We start from the raw sequence: 278 nt of genomic DNA, 5'->3' as shown, positions 1-278 counted from the left end.
ATTCCAGCTGAAACGTGGCTTTTTGGTGGGATTCAAACATATAGACAAAAAACGTTGCAAGTCTATGATTTTCTTTTATATGCAAATGAAGCTGTTGCGACAACCGTGAAGCCTTTAATAACTATCGGGATTAACAGTGAGTATAAACAAACCCGTTATAGCGAAGCGCAAATGGTTGAAATTTGGGACAGAATCGTGGGCTCACTACGTTATAAACCGAATGCGTTTTAATACTTTTTTGTACGGCATAACAAACAAACTTGTGCTTGCCGTACAAC

The 278-nt window shown here is 38.5% G+C and carries 1 protein-coding gene; it reads left to right on the top strand.

Annotated features, from left to right (window positions below):
• A partial coding sequence (locus tag M998_RS19710) for a T6SS immunity protein Tli4 family protein (RefSeq protein WP_248846453.1) occupies positions 1-231 on the top strand: 231 nt, incomplete at its 5' end.
• Between the last annotated feature and the right edge of the window lie 47 nt (positions 232-278).

The organism is Providencia heimbachae ATCC 35613, assembly GCF_001655055.1.
GTDB lineage: Bacteria > Pseudomonadota > Gammaproteobacteria > Enterobacterales > Enterobacteriaceae > Providencia > Providencia heimbachae.
Note: the sequence above shows the minus strand (reverse complement) of the source record. Positions and strands in the feature narration are given on the sequence as shown.